Raw genomic sequence first — 16,026 nt, 5'->3', positions numbered from 1 at the left:
TGATGGGTCTGGTTCTCCCCCTTTTCCTCGTGAGGAAAAGGGGGAGTTAGAGGGGGTATTGGTGCAATTTTTTCTCTTCCCCTTCTTCCTGCAGGAAGAAGGGGCTAGGGGATGATGGTATCTCGAATGAAACAATGCTTGGCTTTTCATATATGGCCGCTCTAGATACCTACAACTCCATCAACTCCTCAGTATCCATAAACGTAGTGATCTTCTTTGGCCCCCGATCCCCAATCACCACCAGGTCTTCGATGTGATACCCCGCCTTTCCCGGCCACCTCACCCGCGTTTCCACGGCGAAGACCATGTTGGGCGCCAGCGGGGCGCTTTCGCTGTCCGACAACAATAAATCCTCGTGGGTGATAAGCCCCAGGCCGTGTCCCGCAAAGGCCAGCGAGAAGGGTATGTTCACCCGCTTGTACTCCTCCACCGCCACCCGGAACACCTCCCGCGCCGCCACACCCGGCTTCATTGCCTCTATGGTCTTCGCGTGTACTTGCACAAGTCTTTCATAGATAGACCGCTGCTCAGGGCTGGCCTTCCCTATCACCGCCGTCCGCGCGATGTCCGACTGATAGCCCGAGAAAAACGCCCCGCAGTCCGTCTTTACCAGGTCTCCCGGCTGCGCGACGTAGTCCGTCGGCGATGGATGCGCGTAGCCGGTGTTCGGCCCCACCGTCATGTACAGGAAGGAGGGTGCGTCCGCGCCCGTCGCCAGCATGTTCTCAGCCAAACGCCCCACCAGCACCCGCTCCCTGTCCCCTGGCTGAATCGTCGCATAGGTCGCTAGTAACGCCCGCTCCGTCGCAACAGCGGCCTTGCTTAGAAGCTCCACCTCCGCCGCTGTCTTTACCAGTCGTGCCTTCTGAAATATCGACTCGCATGGCGTAAGTTGTAACTCCGGCAGCGACTTGGCAAGTTCCTGATGGTACGCCGCGCTCAGGTAGCCCATCTCGATCCCAATACGCCCCGCCTCCAGACCCTTCTCTCGCAGCGCCGATGCCAGCGCTCGGATGGGCGAGTCCCCGTGGGCCACGTAGCTGCGGATGTCCTTTATCCAACTCTGTTCTCCGGCGTACCCCGCCTCCTGACCAGCCACCAAAAAAGTCGGCTCACCTTCGCGAGGCCACACCACCATCGCCAGCCGGTCCCGCAGCGACCTCTGCGTCCATATAACGGCTCCCGTGGCATATGTGACATTCTCCGGCGATATAGCCACCAGCGCATCCAGGTCGCTGGCCGCCATCTCCCGCTTCAGCGTCTCCAGATTGCTATATCGATTGAGCAATTGCCACCTCCCAAAGGCCTCATCAGTCCCTCAGTAAAGGCGATGCGTGTTGCATCGCCTGTCTAAGTCGGAGTGGGTCTACCTGACAAGCCTATTGGCCCGCTGCTTCTTCCGCTTCATGCCCTTGAGGCCGTTATGCTTACCGCTGGGCTTGTTTATCCTCGCGACAAACTCCGCCGTTGTCTCTTGCTTCCTCTCGGGTTTCTTCTGCGCTTCTGCCATTAGTTCTGTCCTTTGAATTAAGTACGCATATCATACTATCTTCTGTCCAACTTAAGCCAAACTCATACTGCGCATCTAACTCTGACATTCCTAAAATGCTAACCTTAAGCTCTAATGAATGACGCTTTCTCACCTTCAGAACGCTTCGATGTCGCCATCATCGGCGCCGGCGCCGCCGGCCTCATGTGCGCCATCGAGGCCGGGAAGCGAGGCCGCCGTGTTCTCCTCATCGAGCACGCAGACCGCCCCGGCAAGAAAATCATTATCTCCGGCGGCGGGCGGTGCAACTTCACCAACCTCTACGCCACGCCCGACGACTACCTCTCCCAAAATCTCCGCTTCTGCGTCTCCGCCCTCTCCCGCTACACCCCCTACGACTTCATCGCGCTGGTCGAAAAGCACCGCATCCCCTACCACGAGAAGAAGCTGGGCCAGCTCTTCTGCGACGGCACTTCCCAGGCCATCCTACGTATGCTCCTCGATGAATGCGAGTCCGCCCGCGTCACCCTCCGCCTGAAGTGCAGCATCACCGCCATCCGCCACGACAGCCCCTTTCTCCTCGACACCACCCTGGGCCCCGTCGCCGCCGATTCACTGGTCATCGCCACCGGCGGCCTCTCCATCCCGCCCATGGGCGCCACCGGCTTCGCCTATGATGTCGCCCGCCAGTTCGGCCTCGGCGTCACGCCCACCCGCGCCGGCCTCGTCCCCTTTACCTTCACCGGCCCCTTCCTCGACTTCTGTAATCGGCTCTCCGGCGTCTCTATACCCTGCGTCGTGACATGCAACGGCGTCAGCTTCACCGAGAACCTGTTATTTACCCACCGAGGCCTCAGCGGCCCCGCCATCCTCCAAATCTCCTCCCACTGGCGCCCCGGCGACTACGTCGTTATAGACCTTTTACCCGGCCTAGACCTGCTCCCCCTCCTTAAAGAACAGCAGACCGCCCAGCCCAAAAAAGAGCTCGTCACCATCCTCTCCGCCCTTCTCCCTAAACGATTCGCCCAGGCCATTTGTGAGACCGCACTTCCTAACAAACCTATGGCCCACCTCTCCCTCAAAGACATGGACACCGTGATCAGCGCCCTCAAGCGCTGGACCCTCTCTCCCCACGGCACCGAAGGCTACCGCACCGCCGAGGTTACCCTGGGCGGCGTGGACACCACCGGCCTCTCGTCTAAGACCATGTCCGCCCTCAAGACCCCCAACCTCTACTTCATCGGCGAGGCCGTGGACGTCACCGGCCCCCTCGGCGGCTACAACTTCCAGTGGGCGTGGGCCTCCGGCTACTGCGCAGGGCAGTACACGTGAACAGAAAGCCTCTACTCAGACTGTTTAACAAGTTCAGGCGTAGGGCATCGTATTCGCCATAAAGGGAACCGCTGGTCATCAAATCCCTTAATCTCAGCCTCGAAGGGCATTACCTGAACACCAGCCCTTGATGCCGACAGCCATTGCTCCACCTCAGGGTCACGACGGACAGCCTCCGAGACTATGACGTCGTCGCCAGATGAATATCGTTGCAGTCTAGCTGCGATGTTTACCGTCGAACCGAAGTAGTCCAGCCGGGTTCCCTGGGGTGTCCCCGCTGGCATCGCCTCCGCCGGACTCGTACTTAGCCTGGCCCTGGTTGCGAGCCTTTACCGCCGGCCTAGCTGACCGGCCTCTTTAGCTCTGCGGCGGATTCCTGTTTCCGCAGCGTTTTTTTAAGCTTGCGCTCGACAAAGAAGACTATGAGGCTCATAGCCATCCCTAGAATGGCTCCCCCAATCCTGTCTTTCACCTTATCTATAATGCTCATACGGTGCCTTAGCGTTGCTCACCTTGCTTCCTCGTAAGAAATGAACGGACACACTGTACCACCCAACACCTCAGACCTGTAGTGGTATTGCCTACGCCCAAGCTTTCCAAACACTAAGTCCTTAACGCTATCCCTTATTAGCCCCAGCCTATCGCCATCGCCATGGTAGCGGAATTCGTAATGGTATGTTATACTCCCCCAAGTGTTCTTATATCGTCAGTCCGGCTTTGCCCGGGTCTTGCACAGGATTTTCTAAGGCTCCTGTTCTTCTCCCTCTCAATTCACGCGCTGACTTATCAGCCACAATTCCAAAATTTAAGGATTCAGCGCTTCATGTTTGCCACCAAAGTTCGTCCTCAGTTAAGCTCGTTCGCCGACTTTAACCTCCATCCCGCCACCCGCGACGCCGTAGTCCGAATGGGCATCACTACCCCCACTCCCATCCAGGCCCAGGCCATCCCCATCCTTCTCCAAGGCCGCGACGTCATCGGCCAGGCCCGCACCGGCTCCGGCAAGACCCTCGCCTTCACCCTACCCATCGTCGAGCGCTGCGACCCCTCGCATCGTGGCGTCCAGGCCCTGGTGCTGGCCCCCACTCGGGAGCTCGCCATCCAGGTCGGCGGCGTGCTGGCGGAGGTGGCCGCCTCCAAACGCCTCCGTGTGACCCTTCTCTACGGCGGCCGCGCCTACGGCCCTGAGCGCGACGCCCTCTCGCGCGGCGCCCAGATCGTCGTCGGCACCCCGGGCCGCACCCTCGACCACCTGCGGCAGGGCACCCTCTCCCTCCACAACCTCAGAGTCTTTGTCCTCGACGAGGCCGATGAGATGCTCGACCGCGGCTTCGCGCCCGACGTCGAGCGCATCCTCGCCAAGACCCCCGCAAACCGCCAGACCGCCCTCTTCTCCGCCACCATTGCCGACTGGGTCGTCCAGGTGTCGGCCCGCCACATGCGCAGTCCCCAGAAGGTGCGCGTCGACAACGATATGGAAGCCCTCCCCGAAATCGAGCATGTTGTTTATGACATCAATCCGGAGGCCAAGATACATGCTCTTCGCACTCTGCTGGACAGCCGGGGCGACGGCCCAATCCTGGTCTTCGGACGCACCAAGCACGGCGTCCGCAAGCTGGCTGGCCGCCTGGCCGATATGGGCTACCCCGCTGCGGCCCTTCAGGGAAATCTGAGCCAGAGCCAGCGGCAGCGCGTCATGGCCGACTTCCGTTCCGGCAGCATGCCCATCCTCGTCGCCACCAACGTCGCCGCCCGCGGTATCGACGTCAACGGCATCGAGCAGGTCATCAACTACGAGCTGCCAGAGACCGCCCAGCTATTCACCCATCGAGTCGGCAGGACCGGCCGCATGGGCCGCCAGGGCGAGGTCGTAACCTTTGTCACCCGTGAGGACAGCCCCAAGTGGCGTCAGATCGAGCGTGACCTGGGCCGCAGCCTCCCCCGAAAAACCTGGCCCAACGGCCACGGCCCTTCCACCATAGCCACTGTGCCGGCCCCCGGCAGGACGCCTGTATCAACACCGCGTCGTCGCTTCCGACGTTGGGGCAGGTAATCAAGCGGACCACAGCCTGAGCTTTGCAGCCTTGTTATTAAATCAACAGGTATCTCGACGTGTAGAGATACCTGTTTTTATTTGGAAAAGCGGATAACTCTCGTTATATTTGTCTGCGGTTGTAAGTTCAGTGGGATTAATCTAGTAGAATATAGCTAAGCAAGGGAGGCGGCCCATGGCAACCTTTACCATGCCAGTTCGGATTAGCGACATGGCGGGCCGTCGCTCCACGACCTTGGATATGCTTGTGGATACAGGCGCGACTATGAGCCTGGTCCCAAGAAGTACTCTTAGCGAGCTTGGCATCCGTCCTCTGCGTGAAATGGAATTTATTCTCGCTGACCAGAGTGGAAGGACTTACCAGGTAGGACGAGCCCTCATAAGACTCGATGGCGTCGAGGAAGTCCTACCTGTAATCTTTGGCGATGATGATACGGAGCCTCTCTTGGGGCAGTCGCTCTGGAAGTCTTCGGCCTCGCAGCAGACCCCGTACATGGACGGCTCATCAACGTGAGTGGCAAATTGAAGGGCGGGTTCAGGCATCTAAAAGACTAGGATTTAGTGGGTCTCTGACGGCTTATTACCCACCTTTTTCTAACGTCCAGTTTCCACTTTACTCCTCCACTTCCCATTCCTCGCCACCTTCCCCGGCAGCGACCCCGTATGCTTCCCCTCCTTAATCAGCACCTCCCCGTTCACAATCGTGCAGTACACCCCCTGCGATAACTGCCGCAGCCGGCGACCGCCCGCTGGAAAGTCCCCCACCTCCTCCGGCTCCAGCGGCGCGATAGTCTCTGGATCGAAAATCGTTATGTCCGCGTTCAGGCCCGGCTTAAGCGTCCCCCGGTCCTCCATCCCGAATAGCTCCGACGGTACGGATGTCAGCTTTCGCACCCCTTCCTCCAGGCTCATCACCTGCTTCTCCCGCACCCAGTGCCCCAAAAAGTAGGTGCTGTACCCATACCCCGCCTCGAACACAACGTGCGCCCCGCCATCCGACAGCCCTATGACTACATTGGGGTTCCGCAGCATCTCGGCCATGGCCTGTTCGTCGCCGCCGCCCTGCACCAGCTCAAACCCCGTCTTCAGGTCCTCCTCCAGCACCAGGTCCAGGAAGACGTCCAGCACGTCATTCCCCTGCTCCCTGGCTATCTGGTCGATGCTCTTGCCTTTCAGCGATCGATTCTTCGGAAGTGCTGGCTGCGCCACAAAAAAGTAGTCCCAACGACGCGAGAAGGCGCTGTAGGACACCTCCGCCCCTTCCACCGCCTCCCATCGCAGCTTCTTCCGCATCTCCTTGTCCCGGAACGCCGCCTTCTTACGCTCCGGCGAAGATTCCATGATCGGCTTCCACGCCGGCAGCCGGTCGAAGACCTGCGCGTTGATCATAGTGAACCGGTTGACGTTCCGGCGAGGGCTCAGCAGCGGGTATGCCCGGTTCCCTTCTTTGACCGTTTTGTTCACATAGTCCAGGTGTTCCCGCCACTGGTTCGGCCTGCTCCACCGGTGCGTGATGTTGTTATAGACCACCGGCCTCCCGCTGGCCTGCGACAGCCGGCTGCACAGCCCCTCCTTCATCTCCGGCGTCGTCCCGCCCCCGCACTGCACTATCCCCGTTCCCACATCCTTCATCGCCGACGCCAGCGCCATCATCTCCTCCACCGGCGCCAGTATGGCGGGCAGCAATCGTCCCGTGGTATCGAAGTGCCCTTGGTTTCGCGACACCGACAGCCCCAGCGCCCCAGCCTCCAGCCCCTCCCGCACAATGCCTCGCATCTGCTCAATCTCATCCCTGGTGGCGTCCCGTTCCTGCGACGCCTCGCCCATCACATACCTTCGAATCGCCGAATGCCCCATCAGCACCCCCGCGTTGACGCCCAGCCGCCGCTCGATGGCGTTCAAATACTCCGGCACCGTCCGCCACGACCATTGCACCCCCGCCTGCAAGACCTCCATCGGTATGGCCTCCACCCTCGACAGCATCTGCGCCAGGGCGTAGTGGTCGCCCTCTTTGGCTGGGGCCAGCGTCAATGAGCAGTTGCCGAAGACCACCGTCGTCGCCCCGTGGTAGCACGAGAAGGTACAAAGCGGGTCCCAGGTCACTTGCGCGTCGTAATGGCAGTGGTTGTCGATAAACCCCGGCGACACTACCAGCCCCTGAGCATCGATGGTGCGTTTGGCCGGGCCGCTGGCCTTCCCCACCTCCACAATCTTCCCCTCCCTCACCGCCACGTTCCCCTGAAACGACGGCCTCCCCGTCCCGTCCACAATCCGCCCGTTCTTGATTAGCAAATCGTAGGCCATGACCGCACCTCTGTTTATAATCTTCCGTTCTGAACTCGATGAAGAATCTAATCGCCTCGCTTGTTTACCTCAATGTCTTATTGCCCCCACTCTATGTTCGACGTTAGACCATGTCAAGGCGCTCATTTTCTATCTCTTGCGCATCCCGTCGGCCCTCCCTAAAATGCCCCCATGTTCACTGGGAGAGGTGTGGCATGAAGATCGCTAGGTTCCAAAAAGACCGTGCTGTCGCTCATGGCGTCGTCCAGGGCAGCAAAATCATCGAGATTCGCGGCAGCATATATCGACGTTTTCGCACCACGGATTACGCTCACAATCTTAAGGATGTCCAGCTTCTGGCCCCCACTGAGCCTGTCCAGATCTGGCAGCCCGGCATGAACTTTGCCGCCCACCTGGCCCACGCCGCCGCCATCACCGGCATCCATGACCTCCCCAAGACTCCCCAGCCCTGGGTCAAGGGCCGGAACTCCCTCAACCATACCGGCGGCGACATCGTTATCCCCAAGGACTCCGGCGGCGACGTCCACTACGAAGGCGAAGCTGTGGCCGTCATCGGTCGCGAATGCCGCCGCGTCACCGAAAAAGAAGCCCCCGACTATATCCTCGGCTACACCTGCGGCAACGACGTCAGCGAACGCGCCTGGCAGAAGGCCGATAACTTTATGTGGCGCGCCAAAGGCAGCGACACCTTCTGCCCCGTCGGCCCCTGGATCGAAACCGAGGTCGACGCCGGCAACTTGGAAATGGTCGTCAAGCTCAACGGCAAAGAAGTGCAGCGAGCCTGCACCAAAGACATGCTCTTTAGCTTCGCCAAGCTGGTCAGCTACATCAGCCAGCAGGCCACCCTTTACCCCGGCGACCTAGTCTTCTCCGGCACCACCGGCGCCACCTCCCGCATGAAGCCCGGCGACACCGTGGAAGTAGCCATCGACGGCATCGGCGTCCTGCAAAACCCCATCGTGGCGGAAAAGTAACCGATACGCTGACGGCAGCCTGAGTCCCGGCCTCTATACCCACGTCGGAAGCGCCGGCTTTATTGACTGAAACCGCATGGCGCTCAGCATCGTATCAAATTGCGTTGGCCTTTAACCCTGTCGTTAACTGCCTGCAACTTAAAATCCAATACAACTAGAACCGGTCTTGAAATATGAAAAGCACAACCCAACTATTTATCGAATGGCTTCTCATTGGCGCTCTTATAAGCGCAATAGCATCGCTCTTAATACTCATGACCTGGCCTAAATAGCCCACACCCAAGTCTCCGGCCCACGATAAAGCCCGATAAGGCTCCGCCAGCCTCGCGCAGGAAGTGTTTTCTATCCGTCTGGTCCCCCTCTTCTCCTATTGAAAAGAGCCTGTCCCGATGCAAATCGGGAAGAAGTGGGGGATAGGGGGTGATGAGGGCACCACGATTAAGTCCAAGGAATGCATTGTGCATCACACGTCAGCAGGAAGGGGACAAAGGGAATAGTATCTCGACTGATAACAACGTTGGCCTTTCCTCTAAGACACATTTAGCCCAAATCCCCCCATACTCCTATCCTTGCCCCTGCCCCTCTCCCTTACTATACTTGTATTCGCTATGTCCACCCACAATCCAGAAACCCAATCCCAGCCTCAGGCGGAAGACCTCCGCCTCTTCCCCCTGAGCCTTGTCCTCTTCCCAGGCATGCCGCTGCCGCTGCGCATCTTTGAAGAACGATACAAAATCATGATTGGCGAGTGCCTGGAATTCAAAGCGCCCTTCGGCGTGCTGCTGATAAAAGAGGGCCAGGAAGTCGGCCACGGCGCCGTCCCCTACAGCGTCGGCACCTCCGCCCGCATCACCCAGGCCCAAAAGCTGGACGACGGCCGCTACACCCTCCAGACCGTCGGCGAGCGCCGCTTCCGCCTCGTCGAGACCACCCAGGAATACCCCTTCCTCATGGGCAAGGTCCAGTATCTTATCGACGTCCCCTCCGACGACTACGGCGACCTGGCCTCGACAGCCCGGCAGCTTCTCGGCGACTACTGGCGTCTCCTCGCCAGCGCCAAAGGCGGCTGGATCAGCAACATCGACACCCCCTCCGACCCCGTAGCCCTTTCCCATGCCCTGGGCCAGGCCGTCGCCCGGCCTCCCAAAGTCGGCCAGTATCTATTGCAAATGGACTCGGCAAAGGAGCGATTGGAAAAAGGCATACCACTGCTACAGGAAAAGATCGCCCTGGCGAAAAAAGAGATCGAACGCGTCCGCCCCTTCCAGGGCCCTCGCCTTAACTAAGCCTGAACAGCCTCCCGTAAACCCGAAACGCCCCGCCCGCCGGCGTAATGCCCTTAAACAGCTCCGGACGCAGCGCCTCCGCCAGCAGTTCCAGCCCGTCGATTAACCGAGGCCCCGACCGGCTGAAATAAGCGCTCCCGTCGGCCACGAAGAAAGCGTTGTTCTTCACCGCAGGCAAGTCGCCCCAGCCCGGCTTCTCCGTCAGCAGATGTACCTCCGCCAGCGCCCTCGAAACGTCCATTCCGCACGGCATCGCCACCACCACCTCCGGCATCGCCTCCGCCACTTGCTCCCACGTCACCTTATATGACGATTCGCCCGCCTTGCCGAGGCAGTCCTCCCCACCCGCCAGCGACACCATCTCCGGCCCCCAGTGCCCTGCCACCAGCAGCGGCTCCAGCCACTCCAGGCACACTACCCTCGGCCTATGCGACGCCATCCCCGCCCTCGATGCCACCGCGTCCCGCCTCACCCTCAGCCTCCCCACCACCCTCTCCCCCTCGCCCTTCACCCCCGCCGCCTCCGCGACCGATAGGATATTGTTCAGCATGTCATCTATTGAATACGGGTCCAGCGACACTACCTGCGGCTTCTGCGGTAGGCTGTCCATCGCCTCGTCCACCTGCTGCGTCGGCACAGCGCACACCTCGCACAACGCCTGCGTCAGCACCAAGTCCGGCTTCGCCTCCTTCAGCACACCCAGGTCTATCTTATACATCGGCCTCCCCGCCGCTGCCTGCTGCCGCACCGCGTCCGTAATCGCGCTGCTATCCTTCCCCACCGTCTCCACCGCGCTTCGCACCACCACCGCCTTGCTCCGAGCCTGCGGCGGGTAGTCGCACTCGTGCGTCACGCCGTAAAGGCTGTCCCCCAGCCCTAAAGTATATACAATCTCTGTCGCGCTAGGCAAAATGAGACAATGCGCATCGGCATTCCTTAAAATCACGTTCGATGACAAGGTAACACGGCAGGAGCGGCCCTTCAATCAGGCTAGCAGTCCTACTTTCGCCTCCGCGGCCCCTTCACCTTGACCACCAACATCAGCCCGATGAGCATGAACCCCTGCAGAAGCCAGCTAAAGTCCACCGTCCCGCTGGTGGACTTGCCGCATCCGCCGCCCTTCTTTGCGCCGCTCCCGGAAGTTGGCGTAGACGTGGCTATTGCCGTAGCCCCTGGCGTAATACTGACTCCCGTGATCGTCGAGACGTTGGAAGGTTGCAGCGTCTGGTCAACCTTGGAATCCCCGTTGGTGTCGTTTGTCAGCGACGTGCTCTTCCCAAGGTTGCTGGCGTTAAACTTAATCTCCGCGCGGCTCGACTTTGTTTCCGGGATTTCCAGATAGTCCACCTGTGTCTCCGTCCGCCCGTTTCCGGACACAATGCGCACGTTGAAGTTCGTGTCCACCAGCCCCTCAAACGTTACACGAATCTCCTTGTCCGTCGACGGCAGCCACGCCTCCTGCGTATCTCCCCGCACTTCAAATGTCGAACCAGGAATGCCCAGCTCAATAGTCCCGTTAGCCCTAAGGCCCGTATGCCGGTTTTGGGCATCGTACACGTGCAGGTTCGCCGGGCTGCTCTGCGCCGTTATTCCAATCCCCTGGCTTACCCCCGTCGGCAGGCTGCTGCACAGGGGCTTTGGGAGGTTCACGGGCCTTACCCCATGGAGCAATCTATCCACCATCTCCTGCACCGTTGCGTCCTCCGTCATTCCGCCGTGGGTGACCCCCGCCACATAGATAGGCTCTACTCCCGGAAGGTCTACTGCGCGATGCAGCGGCACCAGGTTGTCGCCGCACGGCGCGTACACCTCGGCGTAGTAGGGCAGCTCCACGGTGTAGTTCGTGTCAACGGCTGTAATCTCTTCCGTCTTGACGATTTTGTAGTTCGCCTGGTCTATCGTCTCGGGCGGCAGCACCCCTAGCTTCATCAGCGCGGTGTCCGGAATGCTGCCGCTGAAGCCCCCCGCCGGCATATCCGTCCCCAGCGCCTGCGACAGCAGATTTCTTGAGACCTTAGTCTGTCTCGATGTGCGCCTGTATCCCACTATGGTCTGCTGGTCCGTCCCCGCGACGACATAGGTAGGCACACCCAGCGCCACCGGGCTGGGCAGGTTCCTGTGAAAATTGACGGCGTCGCCCGTTATCTGCGTATTCATTGTTGCCTTCGCGCAAGGCTCTATCTCCACGCCCACCCTGAACTCCCGGATGCCGTGGTCACAAAACATGAAAGTCGTCAGCTTGGAAAGCTCGGCGCGAGTGTTCGATATCGGCTTACCTTGCTCATCGAAAAGCACCTGGTCTATCTCTCCAGACCCGCCGGGCGATATAGGGAACTGGAAATAGGCCGCGCCATAGTTCCTCGCCATCCACTTACCCACCTGGGTGTCCAGGAACGGCGTCTCGAAGCTGTAGCCCGTCATGCCCGCGGCCTTCAGCGCCTTGAGCGACCCGTAGTTGGTAGGCGCCGTCTGAATCATCACCGCCACCTTCTCCGCCCGCTTTTTATCCGACGTGTACGCCCTCGCCACCAGCCCGCCCTGGCTGTGGGTCACAATCACTACCTTGTCCTCCGGCAGCCGCTCATAGGCAGGGCGGCCCGCCTCCGACGAATCCTTTGCATTCCTGTTGTAGGCTATATCCAGCGCCTTATCGACTAGCTTGTCCAGGTTCGCCGGGTGCTTGGTAATATCCAACCGCCAGTCATAAGGAAAAAGGAACAATGACTTCCCATCCTCGTAGCCCTTCGCCTTCATGTGGTCTAGCCATCCCTGATATATGGAAGCGACGGCACAGTCCAGGTAACATCGGAAGACTTCAAAAGCCGTCACCGGAGGTCCTCCGCCGTTCTCGTCCGGCCGCATAGGCGCCCACAGCCCCGTCAGCCCATACCCGCCCGAGCTAATGTTCTGCGGCCAGACCTGTCTCCCCTCCGCAGACAGCCGCGACCCCGCCGTCCCCGGAACGAACACCACCGGATAACGCACCTCGTAGGTGAATTTGGCGGGGCGAGTCTTCATGATCTCCTTGCTCGTCGAGTCGGACACAAACATCTGAAAGCTAAAGTCCACCAACGAACCCCTCAGCAGCTTCTCCCCCTTCTTTTCATCGACGCTCTCCTGAGAATTCTGCGGGTCCCGCACGATCTTTTCTATCTGGTCCAGTACATCCCTCCGCACGTCCACCATTAGCGACAACTCCGTCGCCACAGGCCGCTGGATGTTCCAGTCGCCGATTTGCCGCGCCTCCTCTATGGCTTCGTCCCTCAGCCCCCACACCGTCGAAAGGCTTTTTTGGAAGCATTTGACGTGGCGCTGTTTCTGCCTATCCTGCCACGTAAAGGCGATGAGCACCGACCCGCTGCCTCCCAGCCTGTCCAGCGGCGCCCTCATGTTTGACGACCCGTCAGTCACAGCCATATTCAGGACATAGCTTTCCTGGTCCTTTGGCGTCGAATAAACTTTTTTCTCTGGGTCCCCGGCGGCCTCGGTGGTCTTGGCGCACTCCTTCTCCTCCTGGGCCACGGGAGCCAAGTTAAAGGTGTTCTGCCAGCCGCTGCCGACACTCATGTAAACGTAGGGCGGGTTCTGGTCGTACCTGACCGTAGCCGAGCCTTTGCGAGGACGCTCAGTCCTGGGCTGCTCCGTTCTGCAGGGGTCGCCGGCCAGAGGGTAGGCCTTCTTGTACGCCTCCAGCAGCGAGCCATTGATGTTTTCGGACTTGTATTGGAAGACATATGGGACTTCCAGGTCAAACCTGTATTGTCCCACCTCCGGGCTGGAGCCGCTCTCCACACCAGTCCATGTCCATGTTTCAACGTAAACGTGGTCACAGACCGCCTGCTGGGCAGGTTCGTCCTCCTTTTTTCTGGAGCCGTCGAACTGAAAGCGGGTCACGCTGCGACTCTCGCCCGTCCCCGTAACCTGCCCACCCGGGCTTAATTGGAAGGTCACCGTATGCTTGCCAATATGGTAAACACTGTCGTCTTCGAAGCTCACCGTAACCGATGGCGGCACCTGCGGCCCCTCTTGCATTCTGAAAACCGCCTCTGCCCCCGTCGTTCCGCTGACCACTGCCGCGCTGCCAGCGATAGCGGCCAGTGCGCCCAGCATAACCAGGACAAATAGATTCAGACGCTTCATTTAAGCCGACCTTTCAGACCTGCGGTTACGTACTGGTATCGTCAGTGCCATTACAAAGCGCGGCAATTTAACACCCCGTATTTCCGGCTGTCAATCTCAAATCTTCTTTCCGTAAATCGCCCCTCCCACGCCTGCTATAATCTCTCCATGCTCCTCGCCATCGACATAGGCAACACCAACGTCACCATGGGCGTCTTCGACGGCCAGAACCTCGTCTGCCGCGGCCGCCTCTCCACCGACACCCGCCGCGTCCCCGACGAATACGGCCTCTCTATCACCAACATCCTTGCACTCAAAGGCGTCCGCACCCCCGATATCGACGGCGCCGCCATCTGCAGCGTCGTCCCTCCCCTCACCGCCACCATCGAGGAGGTCTGCCGCGAGTATTTCAAAGTCCAGCCCTTCACCATCAGCGCCGGCGTCAAGACCGGCATCCGCGTCCTGGCCGACAACCCCAAGGAGGTCGGCACCGACCGCGTCGTCGACTCCGTGGCCGCCTTCCGCCTCTACGGCGGTCCCGCCATAGTCGTGGACTTTGGCACCGCCACCGTTTTCGACGCCATTTCCAAGACCGGCGACTACCTGGGCGGCGCCATCGCCCCGGGCGTCGAGGTCGCCGCCGAGGCCCTTCATCAGGCCACCGCCCAGCTTAAACGCGTTGACCTGGTCGCCCCCAAAAACGTCATCGGCAAGAACACCGTGGACAGCCTCAAGTCCGGCCTCTTCCTCGGCTACGTCAGCCTAGTCGAAGGCATGGTGCATCGATTTAAGCGCGAGCTAGGTCAGGAGGCGCGAGTCGTCGCCACCGGCGGCATGGCCCGCGTCATCGCCAAGGAGACCAAAGTCTTCGACGCCACCAACCCCGACCTCACCCTCATCGGCCTCCGCATGGTCTACGACCTCAACCAGGACCTCGCCGACGGCCGCCGCCATGATTAAATCGATCGCCTGCTCGACAGCCTCTCTTCTTTCCTCTCCCTTGATGGGAGAGGATAAAGGTGAGGGTGAAACCCTAGCACCACGCTCCGTCCGCCAGGCCAGACCGCACCTCCCTTTGAACTCTCCCCTCAGGTCTCTTCCCCCCTTGAGGGGGAAGATTAAGATGGGGGGTCGGGGATGGGCGAGGGGGGGTCGCCCCCTACTATGATCCCCGTCCTCCACAACAAACACGTCGTCCTCGGCGTCACCGGCAGCATCGCCTGCTACAAAGCCCTTGACCTCGCCAGCAAGCTCACCCAGGCCGGCGCCCTCGTCGACGTTATCATGACCACCTCCGCCCGCGAGTTCGTCACCCCCTTGGCCTTCCGCAGCATCACCCACCGATACATCCACACCGACCTCTTTGACCCCGACTCCGAGCTCGCCGTCGAGCACGTTGCCCTGGCCCACCGCGCCGACGCCATAGTCGTCGCGCCGGCCACCGCCAACCTCATCGCCAAACTCGCCCACGGCCTCGCCGACGACGCCCTCACCACCACCCTCCTCGCCACCAACGCCCCCGTCATCGTGGCCCCCGCTATGGACGGCGGCATGTACCAGAACGCCGCCACCCAGTCCAACCTCACCACCCTGAAAGAGCGAGGCGTCGTCATCGTCGGCCCCGCCCAGGGTCGCCTCGCCTCCGGCCTCACCGGCGTGGGCCGCCTCGTCGAAACACCCGAGCTTATGGGCCACATCCGCGCTGCCTTGGGCCGAAAGGGCGACTTCGCTGGCAAGACCGTCGTCGTTAGCGCTGGCGGCACCCAGGAGCCTGTCGACCCCGTCCGCATCCTCACCAACCTCTCCTCCGGCAAGATGGGCTACGCCCTGGCCGAAGCAGCCCGAGACCGCGGCGCCCGCGTCATCTTGGTCACCACCCCAGTCTCCCTTTCGGCCCCTGTCGCCGTGGACGTGGTCAAAGTCCGCACCGCCGTCGAGATGCGCGACGCCGTCGCCAAAGCCGCCAAGACCGCCAACGCCCTCATCATGGCCGCCGCCGTCGCCGACTACCGTCCCGCGAAGGCCGCCGAGCAGAAAATCAAGAAGGAAAAAGGCGACGGCCTGACCCTGGAGCTAGTCAAGAACCCTGACATCCTCTCCGAGGTCAAAGGCAGCTTTGTAAAAGTAGGCTTCGCCGCCGAAAGCCAGGACTTGCTAAAAAACGCCAAGAAGAAGCTCGCGGACAAGGGCCTGGACCTAATCGTCGCCAACGACATCACCGCCCCCTCCAGCGGCTTCGGCGCCGACACCAACAAAGTCCTCCTCCTCGACAAGTCCGGCGCCGTGGAAGACCTCCCCCTCATGTCCAAAGACGCCGTAGCCGATACGGTGCTGGATAGGGTGAGGGCTTTTTTGTAAGAGGATCCCAAATTTGTCATTCTTGTATCTTAAAAAAGGTCTAAACTGTTCTCCAAGCACAGCGATGCCGGCGGGGCAGGCCGTTTCATTCTCGGTCTCATTAGACCGTCG

The 16,026-nt window shown here is 60.4% G+C and carries 12 protein-coding genes; 7 read left to right on the top strand and 5 right to left on the bottom strand.

Going from position 1 to position 16,026, the window contains the following annotated elements:
• Positions 1–169 precede the first annotated feature (169 nt).
• The gene (locus tag FJ320_11605; protein ID MBM3926602.1) at positions 170–1,288 is read right to left on the bottom strand and encodes an aminopeptidase P family protein; all 1,119 of its coding nucleotides are present in this window, start codon (positions 1,286–1,288) and stop codon (positions 170–172) included.
• Positions 1,289–1,624: 336 nt separating this feature from the next.
• Here FJ320_11605 and FJ320_11600 point away from each other — a divergent pair, with 336 nt between their 5' ends.
• On the top strand, positions 1,625–2,821 hold the full coding sequence (locus FJ320_11600) for an NAD(P)/FAD-dependent oxidoreductase (GenBank protein MBM3926601.1): 1,197 nt from the start codon (positions 1,625–1,627) through the stop codon (positions 2,819–2,821).
• Between the two features lie 11 nt (positions 2,822–2,832).
• Here FJ320_11600 and FJ320_11595 read toward each other — a convergent pair whose 3' ends face one another.
• Positions 2,833–3,105, bottom strand: a complete 273-nt coding sequence (locus FJ320_11595) for a hypothetical protein (GenBank protein ID MBM3926600.1) — start codon at positions 3,103–3,105, stop codon at positions 2,833–2,835.
• 368 nt (positions 3,106–3,473) lie between these two features.
• Between FJ320_11595 and FJ320_11590 the strand changes: the two genes are divergently transcribed.
• Both FJ320_11590 and FJ320_11585 read left to right on the top strand, forming a co-directional pair.
• A complete protein-coding gene (locus tag FJ320_11590) occupies positions 3,474–4,874 on the top strand; it encodes a DEAD/DEAH box helicase (protein MBM3926599.1) in 1,401 nt (466 codons plus the stop codon).
• Positions 4,875–5,049: 175 nt separating this feature from the next.
• Positions 5,050–5,388, top strand: a complete 339-nt coding sequence (locus FJ320_11585) for a hypothetical protein (protein ID MBM3926598.1) — start codon at positions 5,050–5,052, stop codon at positions 5,386–5,388.
• A gap of 80 nt (positions 5,389–5,468) precedes the next feature.
• Here FJ320_11585 and FJ320_11580 read toward each other — a convergent pair whose 3' ends face one another.
• Positions 5,469–7,178, bottom strand: coding sequence for an amidohydrolase family protein (locus FJ320_11580; protein ID MBM3926597.1), 1,710 nt, complete (start codon positions 7,176–7,178; stop codon positions 5,469–5,471).
• Between the two features lie 110 nt (positions 7,179–7,288).
• Between FJ320_11580 and FJ320_11575 the strand changes: the two genes are divergently transcribed.
• Positions 7,289–8,152 carry a fumarylacetoacetate hydrolase family protein gene (locus FJ320_11575; GenBank protein ID MBM3926596.1) on the top strand — a complete coding sequence of 288 codons (864 nt, stop codon included), beginning with the start codon at positions 7,289–7,291 and terminating at the stop codon, positions 8,150–8,152.
• 608 nt (positions 8,153–8,760) lie between these two features.
• On the top strand, positions 8,761–9,438 hold the full coding sequence (locus tag FJ320_11570; GenBank protein ID MBM3926595.1) for a peptidase S16: 678 nt from the start codon (positions 8,761–8,763) through the stop codon (positions 9,436–9,438).
• Here the strand turns inward: FJ320_11570 and FJ320_11565 are convergent.
• On the bottom strand, positions 9,431–10,423 hold the full coding sequence (locus FJ320_11565; GenBank protein ID MBM3926594.1) for a cobalamin-binding protein: 993 nt from the start codon (positions 10,421–10,423) through the stop codon (positions 9,431–9,433). The two genes, FJ320_11570 and FJ320_11565, sit on opposite strands and share 8 nt — an antisense overlap.
• A 14-nt stretch (positions 10,424–10,437) precedes the next feature.
• Entirely contained in the window at positions 10,438–13,578 is a 3,141-nt protein-coding gene (locus tag FJ320_11560; protein MBM3926593.1) for a hypothetical protein, read from the bottom strand.
• Positions 13,579–13,725: 147 nt separating this feature from the next.
• On the opposite strand from FJ320_11560, the gene FJ320_11555 reads away from it, so the two are divergent.
• On the top strand, positions 13,726–14,517 hold the full coding sequence (locus tag FJ320_11555) for a type III pantothenate kinase (protein ID MBM3926592.1): 792 nt from the start codon (positions 13,726–13,728) through the stop codon (positions 14,515–14,517).
• A 204-nt stretch (positions 14,518–14,721) separates the two neighbouring features.
• On the top strand, positions 14,722–15,915 hold the full coding sequence (coaBC, locus tag FJ320_11550; GenBank protein MBM3926591.1) for a bifunctional phosphopantothenoylcysteine decarboxylase/phosphopantothenate--cysteine ligase CoaBC: 1,194 nt from the start codon (positions 14,722–14,724) through the stop codon (positions 15,913–15,915).
• The last annotated feature ends 111 nt before the right edge of the window (positions 15,916–16,026 follow it).

The organism is SAR202 cluster bacterium (assembly GCA_016872285.1).
Lineage (GTDB): Bacteria > Chloroflexota > Dehalococcoidia > Lucifugimonadales.
The sequence above is the reverse complement of the archived record's forward strand: the minus strand, read 5'-3'. Positions and strand labels throughout refer to the sequence as shown.

Coding starts and splice junctions, on each gene's coding strand:
- FJ320_11600 (MBM3926601.1), top strand. CDS start 1,625: ATGAATGACGCTTTCTCACCTTCAGAACGCTTCGATGTCGCCATCATC.
- FJ320_11595 (MBM3926600.1), bottom strand. CDS start 3,105: ATGCCAGCGGGGACACCCCAGGGAACCCGGCTGGACTACTTCGGTTCG.
- FJ320_11590 (MBM3926599.1), top strand. CDS start 3,474: ATGGTAGCGGAATTCGTAATGGTATGTTATACTCCCCCAAGTGTTCTT.
- FJ320_11585 (MBM3926598.1), top strand. CDS start 5,050: ATGGCAACCTTTACCATGCCAGTTCGGATTAGCGACATGGCGGGCCGT.
- FJ320_11580 (MBM3926597.1), bottom strand. CDS start 7,178: ATGGCCTACGATTTGCTAATCAAGAACGGGCGGATTGTGGACGGGACG.
- FJ320_11575 (MBM3926596.1), top strand. CDS start 7,289: ATGTCAAGGCGCTCATTTTCTATCTCTTGCGCATCCCGTCGGCCCTCC.
- FJ320_11570 (MBM3926595.1), top strand. CDS start 8,761: ATGTCCACCCACAATCCAGAAACCCAATCCCAGCCTCAGGCGGAAGAC.
- FJ320_11560 (MBM3926593.1), bottom strand. CDS start 13,578: ATGAAGCGTCTGAATCTATTTGTCCTGGTTATGCTGGGCGCACTGGCC.
- FJ320_11555 (MBM3926592.1), top strand. CDS start 13,726: ATGCTCCTCGCCATCGACATAGGCAACACCAACGTCACCATGGGCGTC.
- coaBC (MBM3926591.1), top strand. CDS start 14,722: ATGATCCCCGTCCTCCACAACAAACACGTCGTCCTCGGCGTCACCGGC.